Genomic DNA, 13,105 nt, shown 5'->3' on the forward strand with positions numbered 1-13,105 from the left:
ATTTTTACAAAAGGAAGATTAAAAATGATAAAAATTCTCTTTAAAGCATTTTCACTGTGTACTGTGTTTTTATTTACTTCTCAGGTAATGAGCCAAGATAACAGTGAGTTAATTGGTAAGTGGCGAGGTGTATTGAAGATTCAAAAGAATTTTAGTTTAGCTGTTGGGTTAAACTTTAAAAAACATGAAAACGATTTATTAATTACTCTTGATAGCCCCAATCAGGGAAACTTCGATATTCCAGTTACTGATTATACGTTATCAGAAAATCAATTAAGTTTTAAAGTAGCGGCTTTGCAAGCAAGTTATAAAGGCAAAATTGAAGGTAATAAGCTAATAGGTACTTTTACTCAAGGTATCAGTATGTCGCTGACTTTTGATAAATTGGATGAACAAGATAAATTGTTATTGCAGTATGAAGGTGGCTATGGCGGTAACTTATTAATCCATAATACAAATAAATTGCCATTAGTGCTGCAAATTGCTGTAGTAAAAGGTGGGTATTTTGCGACGTTAGATAGCCCCGCCCAACAAAGTTTTGGTATTCCTGTTGTTGATATTGCAATTGATAGTAAACAAATGAGCTTTAAATCACCTCTTATAAAAGCATTTTACAAAGGCACGTTTAACAATGAAGGATATGATGGCACCTTTACGCAAGGTTTTGAAAATCCATTAATCCTTATAAAAAACTTTGATCCAACAAGTGATAATAGTGCCAATGTAAAACCTGATTTTGGCAATAAAGGTGGTGCGATGGCCTTGATTGAAAATGGGGTAGTCACTAACCGTTTTTTTAATACTCATACCAAATTAACGCAATATGAAATTGGATCAATTACTAAAACAATGACAGCATTTTTACTGGCAAATCAATTTCAAAAAAAAGAATTAACACGTAGCAGCATGTTGACTGAATTTGAGGCTTCAGCACCAAGAAATATCACTACTATGGAGCTTGCAACCCATAAAAGTGGTTTACCAAGATTGCCAAACGATTTGTGGGAAAACGCTTTAGAGACTGACCCATATGCTCATTACGATTTGAAGCAGCTTAAGAAATCTCTTTCAAATATTGCATTAAATGGTAAAAATTATCTTTATTCCAATTTTGCCTATGGTGTCTTAGGTGAATGGCTTGCTCAAAATAAAGGCGTTTCTTATGAAGAAATGCTTAACCAAGAGCTTTTTAAAGCTTTTGATATGCAAAATAGTTATGTGGCATTATCATCAAAAACCCAAAGAGAACACTTAGCAAAAGGCTATCAATCTATGGGGGAATTGGTTTCGCATTGGCATTTTAAAGCAATTGCTGGTGCTGGTGGTGTGGTTTCAAATTTAGAAGATATGACAAAATATATTCAGTCTATGATGATCAAATCAAAAAGTCATGATCCCGTAATTAAAGTATTGCTTGAATCTCAGTTTGAGGTTGGTAAAGGTAATCAACAAGCTATTGGATGGATGATTGCAAACGATCAACAGGGGAATAAATATGCTTGGCATAATGGACAAACAGCTGGTTTTTCAGGTTTTGTTGGCTTTTATTTAGATGGAAGTAAAGGATTAGTAATGTTAAACAATCAGTCTATTGATTTTACTCAATATGCAGTAAGTTTACTCACTAATGCACACACTTTAGACGGTTAAAAATATATTATGGATTCTCGTTTTTTCCCTCTTTACCAATTAATCGGTTGGGCCGTCGTCTATCTTTCAATTCTATTAAGTATTTATCTTTCAGGAATATTTTCGTATTTCGAAATATTTTTTGGTGTTGTTTTGGTGGCATCTGCGGCTTTTTATGCCCATTTAACACGGTTTGGTTATAAGAGATGGTTTAAATCTCGTGGGTTTTTATTTCAATTTTTATATTTTGGTATACAAGCTGTTTTAGGGGCATCAATAGCCTCTTTAATATTGGTTATTTCGGTATTAATACTGTCAGAAGTAGGGTTAATATCTCCGATTGCTTCGGGTCAAATAGCTGTTGTTGTTAGCTCTGTATTTTGGGGGAATGCGGCCAATATGCTTTTTGCGTTAATTGCATGGAGTGCATTTTACCTTACAATTGTACGTTCACGTGATTTGAAATCAATGGCACAAACGCTAGAAATTAGCCAGTTGCAATCACTAATTCAGCAATTAAACCCGCATTTTTTATTCAATATGTTGAATAATATAAGAGCACTTATTTTAGAAGATCCTGAGAAAGCCAGAGATGCATTGGCTAAACTATCAGATATGTTACGTTATAGCTTAAATCAACTGGATTTCAATAAAGTGAAATTTGCAGAAGAGTTATCTATGGTTAATGAATACTTAGAATTGTGTAAAATTCAGTTTGAAAGTCGTTTAAAATATCAATTTCAAATAGCTGATGAAAGTAGGAATGTGCTCATTCCAAGGATGATATTACAGCTTTGTGTTGAAAATGCTATAAAACATGGTATTTCAAAATTAAAGCAAGGAGGAGAAATTAGTATTCAGGCTGAAATTAAAAATCACTATTTAAATATCACGATCACTAACCCTATTCCGGCTTATCGAGACAAATCACATTTGTATGAAGATACTGAAAGAGGCATTGGGATCAGAAACATTCAGGAGCGATTAAAGTTATTATATTCAATGGAAAACGAATTTAAAGAGACAGGGCTAACATTCAATAAAAATAAAGAAAAATCTGAAGTGGTTGTTAGTGTCACTTTACCTGTTGAATATGAGATTAAGGAACTTGTTAGTTGAATATATTTATTGTAGATGATAGTAGATTAGCAAGGCAAGAGCTGAAACAACAGCTCTCTCAATACTCTAAAATTACAGTGATAGGCGAGGCGGAAAATATTGAGCAAGCTATTGATTTAATTTTGAATGTTAAAGTTGATCTATTGTTGTTAGATATTGATTTACCAGACGGTACCGGGTTTGATTTATTAGAGCAATTAACTGATGTGCCTCAAGTGATATTTGTGACTGCTTTTAATGATTACGCGATTAAATCATTTGAATATAATGCACTTGATTATTTATTAAAACCAGTTAGACAAGAGCGGCTTAAACACGCGTTGGATAAAGTGAAACTCGATATTGAAAATACCGTTCTAGACGTTAATCAGCGTATTTTTATTAAAGATCGAAATGAATGTTACTTTGTTGCTTTGGCGGATATTTACGCTTTTGAGGCGATGGGTAACTACACTCGGCTTCATCTTCAAAAAGCTAAACCTGCAATATATAAACCAATTAGTGCTGTTGCAGATAGACTAGATTGTAAAGTTTTTTTCCGTGCGAGTCGAAGTTGGATTATAAATACTCAGTTTATTCTAATGATAGAACCAATACCGAATGGCGCTTTAGAGGTTACGCTAGCAAACCAATGTGTAGTTGTCATTTCTAAACGCCAGGCTGTTGAGTTTAAAAAACATTGGTCACTATAACTCGTAGCTTATTCGTTTATGAATAGAAGTAAACGAATAAGCTGAGAGTGAAATTTAACCAATGGGTTACACCTTTCCTATTTTTAAATAGCCAATGAGATATTTATGCCTGTCTAATTTTTTAAATTTATTATAAACCTGTTGTAAGTTTAGCCTGATTTAGTTTTAATGTAGTACCTGATATTGGGTCGTTAAACTGTGTTAAGTTTAATTCTCATTACTTAAAAAAATTAATATGGATAATAAAAAAATCTAAGCACTGATACGAGGCTTTAAATTCAAATGTAAGACCTGTTGTAGAGAAAAAGTTGGAAGAGTATGAAGGACGATATAATCATATGTATCTTGACAGTAAAGCGAAAGTTACTGTTGGGATAGGTCATCTTATCGCGAATAAGGCTGCTGTTATTTCACTTAAAATGTATATCGAAAAAAATAAGATGCCTCATATGGTTGTAGCGATGAAACAGAAACAAGATTAATACGATAATCTCATTAAGCAAAATAAAAACTATAAAGCTTCTTGGTATAAGCAACATACTAGCTTAATAATGAAAGATACCGATATTAATATTCAGCGAAAAAATCACATAGATACATTTTATTCAGAATTAGTAAGTGTATATAAAAAGACAAATGGATTTAAAGATCACTTTGATAATTTTCCTATAGATGTTCAAAAAGCGCTTTTTGATATGATATTTAATCTAGGTCAAACCAATCTACGTAATAAGTTTATTAAATTTAACGATGCGATCAAACAAGAAAAATGGGATGAGGCTGCAAAGCAATCTAATAGACCAGATGTGAATAGTATGCGTAATGGTTATGTAAAAGGATTATTTAACTCTGTTCATGCGGCAAGTCAAAAGTTAAGTGCTGCTAAACCTTAAAGGACTATTTGATGAAGCTATTTTATATATTTTCAATTGCCATTTTTTGCTCGCTTACACTTGGATGTAATGCTGAAAGTAAATTAGTTGGTGTTGAGTCCAAAGCATACTTTAATGATGGCGAGTTTGTCGGGCTAATGAATTTAGGAGATACTATTACAAATACTGAATTGGATTATTCATTAGATCTGAGTGCTGGTGGAGAACTCAGATCTAATACTTGTACGGATGTGAATAATGCAAATGATGCTACTATTGAACCCTCACAATATCACTTAGTGCGATTGATGAAAGTTAATTGTATTGCAGCTGAACACTTCATAAAAGCTAAACACATAAAAAGTGTATTAAGTTATTTACCTGAAAAAATAACGGTTAATTTTATTCAAAGTTTACCATTATCAGCCGTTCCTGATTTGGGTGGTAGTTCATTGCAAGATAAGAAAGGTTTGTTAATCACTGATGATAATGATTTTAAAATTTTGACAGTTAATGAGGGGAGTATTGAAGTGGCAATTTCAGGTGGCCTCGTTGTTAATTATTTAGTTATGGCTAAAGGAGATTTTGATAAAGATGGTTTTGAAGATGTATTACTAAGGTTAGATTGGTATGTAGACACGGCTTTTGGTAAAGGGTTTGATCTATTGATGGTTTCAAAGAGCAGTGAAAAAGAGAGTCCTGTAGTTACGTGGCGAATGTGATTTTTATTATGTAGCAATCAATAAAGCTAATAATATCTTTTATATTATTAGCTTTGAATATATTAATTTTTATTAACTTCAAAATACGTTTGTTGCCAGTCAGACTCTTCTAAATGATTAATACCCAGTAGGTCCAACTCCATTAAAGCGTCACCAGTGTATGCTGCTTTTAAAAACTCAATACCTGTACCTTCATCATAAAATAACATACTTTCTAAGTAACCAGTGGATATATATGGATATGCCTCTATCAGTAATTCTTCTGTAATCTGCCATAAATACTGTAAAAAAGCACGGGCTTGCGGTTGGTCAACCAACTCATACGTTTCAGGGTAGTTTAATCGTAAAGATTTTAAATAATATTGCGTAAACACCATAAAATTTATGGTGTCATTAACCTGAAAAATGGTCATTTTGGATATATCATTTTCAGGAAGCGCTAATTGTTTAAATTTAAGTTGAAATCTATTGTCTAAAACATAAGCATTAAATTCATCTAATAATGAATCAAATTTGTGATTTAACTGTAAAATATAAAGTTCGTAGGCCAATCCAGTTTGTAAATGTTCAGGAATGGTTTCAGCAATAATAATATTATGCTCTGTATTTTCTTTGGAAAAGCCAAGTTCATGAAATTGCCCACCAGAAAAAATTGCTTTTGAATCGTATTCTTCGCAAAAATCTATTTGATAATTTATATAATGATTACTTTCATGAATAGCGACATCAATTGGTTGCTCCTTCACTTCAAGCCAAGCCATTAAGTTTTCACTATTTCTTAAAAACAACTGATAACTACTTTCTGGGTCTGTAGTTTTGATTGTGTCATTTACTAACTGTCTTTTATTGGTGCTTAAATCAAGTTCAACTTCTGTTAAATCGTTTGAAGTGATCCGTAAACACTCCTCAGGAGTTGGTGGTTTCAGTGATGTAACAGAAATAATAGGAGTAGTGTTACTTTCTTTGTCCTCTGACACTTGCACATCTCTGCTTTCTTGCCTCGAGTTTCCGCCACAAGCTGTAATAGCAAGTACTACAATCAAATAAAAAAACCTACTTTTCATACATTCATCCTTAAATTCACAAAATATTTAACAAATAATGCCACACTTGAGATATATTTTATACTGTATGCAGTTATTGGTGTGAGAAATATTAAATAATTAGTAGAGGGATTTAAATCTCAACAAAAAGCTAATCTAGTCGATGGATAACTCGTTTAAATGTGTTCGATATTATAAAATTTCATTCATTTGTAATGTATTTCGTAAAATAAAAAATAAAATTTTCAGATTAAATATATTCATTGTAATCAGCTTTCGTTCTTAATTTCAAAGAGTGACTGTTAGGAACTGTGAGATATTTATGCCTATTTATTGGTTGTATTGATACTAGATAAACTCGCTGTAAAAGTGGTGCGATAAAATCCACTTTTGGTAATTGATCAATAGTATTTAGCTAAGGTCTTATTAATAGCATTCATCAAGAATTCCTTAGCTTAATAACAACGTATTATTTGTTACATGTGAGCGTAAATCGTCATAACCACCGATATGACGTTCACCAATAAAAATCTGAGGTACTGTTTTTCGACCACTTAGTTTCACCATATTGGCAAATTCAACTGGGTTATTAGTTACTTCTATGTCGTCATACTCAACTCCTAATTTAATTAATAATTGTTTTGCTGATTTGCAGTACGGGCAGTAGTCTTTATGGAAAATGGTAACCTTGTTCATGACTGTTTTTACTATTTCTGTTTAACGTAAATTAAGTATACTGTTGCTTAACTAAATACTTTGTATGCGTAATACTTAAAAATATGTCTGAAAGTCCTAATATTTACCTTAATGATCCAGATCCACTTAGTGTGTTACTTACACGCTTAGATTTAAAAGCGGAAGTTTACGTTAATGGTGATTTTTGTGGTGCTTGGGCGGTTGATACAGGTGGCAGTAAGCGGATCCCATTTCACCTGATTGGTGCCGGCTCTGCATGGTTACATTTTGAGGGGCAAGAGGCTCAAAGGTTAACCTCACATGATTTGGTTGTTTTTCCAAATGATGCGCATCATGTAATATCCAACTCTAAAATAGCACCTTCGCCAGAACAAGTGAATGCACCAATGACTAATGATGGTGAGGTAACGAATGTTGTTTGTGGATTTTTTGAATTTCGTAATCCTATATTATTTCCCATATTAGAAGCATTACCACAAGTTGTTGTATTGAACTCTGGGGCTGAACTGGCAGGTAACAGAATAGAGTTTTTGATAAGTCAAATGCTAAACGAGCTACAACATGAGCGACCGGGCTTTTATACCGCCATTGATCAAATGGCTTTTTTGATTTTTATTGAAATGATACGTCAACAAATTCAAAGTGGCGCACTCGACAAAGGGCTGTTAAGCGCATTGTTTGATGCTAGGTTAGGAAAAGCACTTAATGCGATCCATCAATCCCCTGAGTCACATTGGACATTAGAACGCTTGGCTGAAAAAGCAATTATGAGTCGCTCTACTTTTGCGGATCTATTTAGTAAAACTGTCGGTATTACGCCAATGAAATATTTAACTAAATGGCGAATGAATCAGGCACGCCACATGTTAAAAACCACTCAGTTATCTGTGTCACAAATATCAGAAAGAAGTGGTTATGATTCAGAAGCGGCATTTCGTAAAGCTTATCGAAATACCTTGGGTGAACCACCTGGTGCAGTGCGTTCAAAGTAGTTGAGTCTTAATATTGCATAAACTTAGGTAGCACCTAAGCGCTGCCTAAAATACAGCGCGTATATTTATTGGTTTATATCACAGTTTATTAGCTGCAATATGTTCAACGCTAGGCCATTGTTCATTAGCTTGTGTGATATGAGTCGGAATATCTTTTCTCCAGCTTTCATAAACACTTAGATTTTTGTTTACAAATAACTTGCCGTTAACTATTTCAAACGCTTTGCCGTCAATTTCAAATTTCTTTCCAAACGTCATACCATAGGCACAAAACCCACCATATTGTGGTGCATATTTCTCGGGGTTACTTTTAAAAAGATTACGGTTTTTGGCATTACTAAAACGGTAAATCGCATCATTATAGATAGCAGTATATTTGGCAGAACCTTCAACGGCTTTATTTTTGGTAAAATAAGCAACAGCATCATGACCAGCCAAGATTACGCCGTTGGCATCAGTATCGGTATTGTCACCAGCACTTGCGATGGAGCTAAAAGCAATAACAAAAATTGCTAACAGGTTAGTAATAGATTTAGTGAAAAACTTTGTGAATAACATGATGTATTCCTATAGGTTGTTGTTAAGTACAGTGCTATTTTAGATAAGTATGTTTTTGTTGGATATGTTCAAAAGTCAGCTTGTTGTATCTAAAAATCCGAATCTACTATAGGAGGGTAAAGTAGGGTGTACTAAGAAAGAAAACTAAAAGAAGGAATAGGTAACACATGTACCTCAATTTTATTAATGACCATTTGCATTTATACCTTCTGGGTTTGAAGCGCTTAAATGATTTGTTTACAGTTAAGTGTTTTTCTATTTCGGAAAGTCTCCCCTTAAGAAAACCAATGGGATCAGGTTTTATATTATGCTGCCAGGATAAATAAAACTAGGCAGTCATACTTTTCTATGAAAAATAATTATATATTCAACCCCACTGATTGACGGTAATGATTTTGATTCTCATTTCTTTATTGTCTTGTTTCCGGTAAAGTGTCGCAATATAAACAAGTGAAAATACTTATTCATCATTTGGATTTGTAAATTGATAAATATACTTAGGAATAGAAGATATTAATGAATGACAATAATGATTGGCCACAAGGTGTTGATGGTGATGTTTTACGATTACTTCAGGGAAGGGGTTTTGATTTCAATTTAGAGCACGAAATTGAGTTTATGATCGATTTTAAATACTGGCCATTAAGTGAAACACAGCAAATTGAAGTGCTAAACAAGTTACCAGAGGTAAGCTTTGTAGAAACAGAATCTGAACTACTCGAAGAGGGCGATCCTGCGGGATATGCATCGTTTAAGGTTAAAAATAAGGTAACGTATGATTTTGTTACTAAAGAGCCAAAAAGGTTAAGCAATTTGTTTGTAAATATGAATGGGTATTGTGACTCTTGGGTTGTTGTGAGTGGTTGTGGTTCTTAACAAAAATTGAGCTATTGTATTAAGAGTCAATAAAAAATAAAACTTTAAATGGATATTCAAAAGGTTAGCGAAACTGAGCTAACTTTTTTATATGTAATAACATGAATATCAATGTCTGATATTTCTCATCTCGTGTTTCTCTATTTCTTTCAAATAAATCGTTTACAAACGGGTTTTAGACTTACTTTTCTTGATGTATTACAAAACATCAACCACACTAAAATTAATGGACAGAGCTAGGTAATTTCAGTGTGATTACTTATTGTTCTAAATAACTTTAAAGCAGATTATTAATAAATATATGGAAAATAGATATTATGCTTGTTTAGCTATAGGACTTTGCCTTTCTTCACTGCCTGCTGTCAGTATATATTTAAGCGGGGATGTGAAAAAATCGACAAATGATAGGCTTGAGACTGTTTATCATTTCAAAAATGTTGATCATCCTATTCAACCAATTCCACAAAAGATCGATATTGATAAACAATGGCTTTTATTAGGAAAAGCATTATTTAATTCGACCTTATTATCAAAGGATAACACTATTTCTTGTGCCTCTTGTCATGTTACTAGCACAGGAGGAGATGATGGTTTTCCGGTTTCTGTTGGTGTAAATAATAAAGTAGGCGTTAGAAATTCACCAACTGTCCTTAACGCGACTTTTAATTTTAGACAATTTTGGGATGGGCGCGCTAATTCTTTATTAGAGCAAGCGTCAGGGCCAATTCATAACCCTGTCGAAATGGCTTCCTCTTGGCCAGCAGTAATAACTAAACTTTCTAAAGACAGTTATTTTTATCAGGCATTTAATGATTTAAGTCCTGATGGGATAACAGTTGAAAATATATTACTAGCAATTGTAACCTATGAGGAATCTTTAATTACACCAAATGCACCAATAGACCAATACTTATTAGGCAATAGAACAGCGCTAACTCAACAACAAATTAGAGGTCTACAATTATTTATCGATTACGGTTGTAGCACATGCCATCAAGGGACCAATATAGGTGGAAATATTTACCAAAAGTTAGGGAGAATTAATGATATTCCCAAAAAATTAACACAAGATTTTGGCAAATATGAAGTAACAAAAAAGCAAGTAGATAGGTTTGTTTTTAAAGTACCTTCGCTCAGGAATATCGCTCAAACGGCACCTTATTTTCATAATGGCAGCGTAAGTACTTTAAACGAAGCTGTTACAATTATGGCCAGCTCTCAATTAGGTCGACAGCTATCTACTGAAGAAGTCGAAGATATTGTTGCGCTACTTCATTCATTTTCATCAAAAGAGATTGAGCTCGAATGATGTCCTTAAGAGTCATAATAAAACGTATTCCAGAACTATTATGCTTGAGCTTATATGCTTTTTTTCTTGCATATTATATGACTTTAGCCGAAGAAAAAAAATATGTCACATCCCAAGTTTCGTTATTATTATCTTTAGAACAGTTGATACCAAGACATGAAATCCAAGTGCTTAATGCCAGTTTTAGTGATCAATTACACTATGATAAATTTGCACAAAAGCAATCCCAATTAGAGAATTTATCCTCAAAACTAACGTCTGATTCTAATATCCATTCTGTTTTGAACAACTATAAACAACAGGCTTTTAACTACATACAATTAGTGAGTATGATGAAAACATCAGTAAGACTAATAAGTAGTGAAAAAATTAACGACCTTAGTGCGCAATTAAACAATCAGATTGAAGCAATTAAACTATTAGTATTTCAATTTCTAAGCTATCCCACGGCACAAATTCAGCTAGATATAAAAAAAGAAATCAATTTATTAGCTATTGAAACTAGCAATTCACCCTCTGTTCAGTATGGAAACTTATTCAAATTACACGTAAAGTTCATTATTGAAAATCACGAAACATCAGCGAAGTATCGTAAAGCGCTTATTAACTCTCCAATTATTGCACTTTTATTTAATGAATCAAAAATACTGCAAAAACAACTCGATAATATTAATCGGCAACAATTACTTTCAATTTTTACTGTCATTATTTCTTTGTTATTGTTATTCATCAATATTTTGAGATTACATCAAAATGAATTAAAAAGAGTATCTATTGCACATAAAAATGCACTTGAAGTAAAAAGCCAATTTTTGGCAAATATGTCACATGAAATTCGCACACCTATGACAGGTATTTTAGGCTTGGTGACTTTATGTCTACAAAGTGAACTCAATGAAGAGCAGCGAGACTATCTTGAAAAAATGGAATTTTCAGCAACATCACTACTTAGGATCATTAACGACATTTTAGACTTTTCAAAATATGACTCTGGACAATTTATAATTGAGAATCACCCATTTGATCACGCTAAAGTATTTGATAATTTAGTAACACTTATTGCTCATAATGCAGAAGAGAAAAATATAGAATTTATTTTTGATATTGATCCAAATATTCCAACAAATTTAGAAGGTGATCCTGTTAGAGTGAGTCAGATATTATTAAATTTATTATCTAATTCAATTAAGTTTACCCAAAAAGGTTATGTACTCTTAACATGTGAACTTTTAGAAAACAAAGAAAGCGATAACAGTGTCTTTATTGAATATAAAATTGAAGATTCTGGTATTGGGTTGTCAGAAGAACAACAGAAAAAATTGTTTAAACGATTTTCACAAGCAGACGAGTCTACTACTCGAAAATATGGTGGGACAGGATTAGGTTTAGCAATATGTAAATTATTAATAGAGCAAATGAAGGGAACTGTCACGGTAGAAAGTGAGCTAGATAAAGGTGCAAAATTCACTGTTATCATTCCATTTTTAAAAAGTAATAAAGATACTGATTTATCTCAACCTGTATCATTGAAACTTGAAAAACCCATGAAACTATTACTCATAGAAGATAATGTAATTACTCAAAATGTGATTGATAAAATGGCTAGCTATCTTGGCGCAAGTGTTAGTATTGCCAATAACGTTAGCCAAGGGATTGAATTATGTAAACAAATTAATTTTGATGTCGCTTTAATTGATTGGAATTTAAAGACAGAAACTGGTCTAGGTTTTATAAAAAAAGTACAAAATGAAAGTTATCATCCAAAACAGCTTTTTGTATTTAGCGCATACAGTAACGAATATATTGAAGCGCGTTGTGATCAAAGTTTATCTATTAAATACTTGAGTAAACCCGTTACATTATTTGGTTTAAGCCAAGCTTTAAAGAGTAAAGAGACGGATTTGAAAAAAGTTTCTAGAAGGAACAAATTGAATGTTGTACCTGAAAAAAAATTAATTTATAAACAAACAACCAATAAGGCTAACAATTCTATCTTACTAGTTGAAGACAATAAGATTAATCAAATAGTAGCTAGTGAAATACTGAAAAGTCTTGGTCTCTGTGTGGATATTGCCGAAAACGGTAAGCAAGCGATCGAACTCATAAATAACGGACAATACCCATTGGTTTTGATGGATATTCAAATGCCTGTATTAGACGGTATTGAAGCGACTAAAATCCTTAGGAAGACCTACTCAGCTGAGCAACTCAAAATAGTGGCTTTAACAGCCAACATTATTTCTGATCAGATAGATTATTACGCCGAGATTGGTATGAATGGTTATTTAGGAAAACCATATGAAATAGAAAAAATCAAAGCAGTAGTCGATCAATATTATGCTCTCACTACTGCTAAAAACTAATTTGGAACAATTAAGAGGTTAATTTTGTAGGGTTATATACAAATACCTAGATGATATACAAAGGGTGTCCTGGTTGTGCTTTATCAAAGCAGTCTTTAACCCTAAATATGCCTGAATTTTAGCGTTTTTTTTTCTCTATTTATTATTGTCAACAATGTTATATTATATCAATTGTTTGATAAAAATATCTCAATGAGCTTACACACCTTTAATGAAAATATCATCTTGGTCAAT

General features: G+C 32.7%; 12 protein-coding genes. 9 read left to right on the forward strand and 3 right to left on the reverse strand.

Features of this window, described 5'->3' with window-relative positions; all coding sequences use genetic code 11:
* Positions 1-24 precede the first annotated feature (24 nt).
* The 5 genes from KO527_RS15485 (at position 25) to KO527_RS15505 (ending at position 5,034) form a co-directional block, all read left to right on the forward strand.
* Positions 25-1,650, forward strand: a complete 1,626-nt coding sequence (locus KO527_RS15485) for a serine hydrolase domain-containing protein (protein ID WP_216041195.1) — start codon at positions 25-27, stop codon at positions 1,648-1,650.
* A gap of 9 nt (positions 1,651-1,659) precedes the next feature.
* Positions 1,660-2,748, forward strand: coding sequence for a histidine kinase (locus KO527_RS15490; protein WP_216041196.1), 1,089 nt, complete (start codon positions 1,660-1,662; stop codon positions 2,746-2,748).
* A complete protein-coding gene (locus KO527_RS15495) occupies positions 2,745-3,440 on the forward strand; it encodes a LytTR family DNA-binding domain-containing protein (RefSeq protein WP_216041197.1) in 696 nt (231 codons plus the stop codon). The genes KO527_RS15490 and KO527_RS15495 overlap by 4 nt, the downstream gene beginning before the upstream one ends.
* Before the next feature lie 551 nt (positions 3,441-3,991).
* The gene (locus KO527_RS15500; protein ID WP_216041198.1) at positions 3,992-4,333 is read left to right on the forward strand and encodes a hypothetical protein; all 342 of its coding nucleotides are present in this window, start codon (positions 3,992-3,994) and stop codon (positions 4,331-4,333) included.
* Between the two features lie 11 nt (positions 4,334-4,344).
* On the forward strand, positions 4,345-5,034 hold the full coding sequence (locus tag KO527_RS15505) for a hypothetical protein (RefSeq protein WP_216041199.1): 690 nt from the start codon (positions 4,345-4,347) through the stop codon (positions 5,032-5,034).
* 62 nt (positions 5,035-5,096) lie between these two features.
* On the opposite strand, the gene KO527_RS15510 is transcribed toward KO527_RS15505, so the two are convergent.
* Both KO527_RS15510 and grxC read right to left on the reverse strand, forming a co-directional pair.
* The gene (locus KO527_RS15510) at positions 5,097-6,098 is read right to left on the reverse strand and encodes a hypothetical protein (protein WP_216041200.1); all 1,002 of its coding nucleotides are present in this window, start codon (positions 6,096-6,098) and stop codon (positions 5,097-5,099) included.
* Positions 6,099-6,527: 429 nt separating this feature from the next.
* Complete coding sequence (gene grxC / locus KO527_RS15515; protein WP_216041201.1) at positions 6,528-6,773, reverse strand: glutaredoxin 3; 246 nt, start codon at positions 6,771-6,773, stop codon at positions 6,528-6,530.
* Positions 6,774-6,856: 83 nt separating this feature from the next.
* On the opposite strand from grxC, the gene KO527_RS15520 reads away from it, so the two are divergent.
* Positions 6,857-7,765 carry an AraC family transcriptional regulator gene (locus KO527_RS15520; protein WP_216041202.1) on the forward strand — a complete coding sequence of 303 codons (909 nt, stop codon included), beginning with the start codon at positions 6,857-6,859 and terminating at the stop codon, positions 7,763-7,765.
* A 78-nt stretch (positions 7,766-7,843) separates the two neighbouring features.
* Here KO527_RS15520 and KO527_RS15525 read toward each other — a convergent pair whose 3' ends face one another.
* Positions 7,844-8,323 (reverse strand): YHS domain-containing (seleno)protein, encoded by a 480-nt coding sequence (locus tag KO527_RS15525; RefSeq protein WP_252733789.1) that lies wholly within the window; start codon positions 8,321-8,323, stop codon positions 7,844-7,846.
* 516 nt (positions 8,324-8,839) lie between these two features.
* Here KO527_RS15525 and KO527_RS15530 point away from each other — a divergent pair.
* The 3 genes from KO527_RS15530 (at position 8,840) to KO527_RS15540 (ending at position 12,871) form a co-directional block, all read left to right on the forward strand.
* Positions 8,840-9,199 carry a ribonuclease E inhibitor RraB gene (locus tag KO527_RS15530; RefSeq protein ID WP_216041203.1) on the forward strand — a complete coding sequence of 120 codons (360 nt, stop codon included), beginning with the start codon at positions 8,840-8,842 and terminating at the stop codon, positions 9,197-9,199.
* Positions 9,200-9,584: 385 nt separating this feature from the next.
* Entirely contained in the window at positions 9,585-10,508 is a 924-nt protein-coding gene (locus KO527_RS15535) for a cytochrome c peroxidase (RefSeq protein WP_354668626.1), read from the forward strand.
* A gap of 77 nt (positions 10,509-10,585) precedes the next feature.
* A complete protein-coding gene (locus KO527_RS15540; protein ID WP_216041205.1) occupies positions 10,586-12,871 on the forward strand; it encodes a response regulator in 2,286 nt (761 codons plus the stop codon).
* The last annotated feature ends 234 nt before the right edge of the window (positions 12,872-13,105 follow it).

It is taken from the genome of Pseudoalteromonas sp. C2R02, assembly GCF_018860845.1.
In the GTDB taxonomy this organism is placed as follows: Bacteria; Pseudomonadota; Gammaproteobacteria; order Enterobacterales; family Alteromonadaceae; genus Pseudoalteromonas.

What these genes read in the sequence shown, in the direction of transcription:
- KO527_RS15485 (WP_216041195.1), top strand. Translation starts at nt 25, where the DNA reads ATGATAAAAATTCTCTTTAAAGCATTTTCACTGTGTACTGTGTTTTTA.
- KO527_RS15490 (WP_216041196.1), top strand. Translation starts at nt 1,660, where the DNA reads ATGGATTCTCGTTTTTTCCCTCTTTACCAATTAATCGGTTGGGCCGTC.
- KO527_RS15500 (WP_216041198.1), top strand. Translation starts at nt 3,992, where the DNA reads ATGAAAGATACCGATATTAATATTCAGCGAAAAAATCACATAGATACA.
- KO527_RS15505 (WP_216041199.1), top strand. Translation starts at nt 4,345, where the DNA reads ATGAAGCTATTTTATATATTTTCAATTGCCATTTTTTGCTCGCTTACA.
- KO527_RS15510 (WP_216041200.1), bottom strand. Translation starts at nt 6,098, where the DNA reads ATGAAAAGTAGGTTTTTTTATTTGATTGTAGTACTTGCTATTACAGCT.
- grxC (WP_216041201.1), bottom strand. Translation starts at nt 6,773, where the DNA reads ATGAACAAGGTTACCATTTTCCATAAAGACTACTGCCCGTACTGCAAA.
- KO527_RS15520 (WP_216041202.1), top strand. Translation starts at nt 6,857, where the DNA reads ATGTCTGAAAGTCCTAATATTTACCTTAATGATCCAGATCCACTTAGT.
- KO527_RS15525 (WP_252733789.1), bottom strand. Translation starts at nt 8,323, where the DNA reads ATGTTATTCACAAAGTTTTTCACTAAATCTATTACTAACCTGTTAGCA.
- KO527_RS15530 (WP_216041203.1), top strand. Translation starts at nt 8,840, where the DNA reads ATGAATGACAATAATGATTGGCCACAAGGTGTTGATGGTGATGTTTTA.
- KO527_RS15540 (WP_216041205.1), top strand. Translation starts at nt 10,586, where the DNA reads ATGACTTTAGCCGAAGAAAAAAAATATGTCACATCCCAAGTTTCGTTA.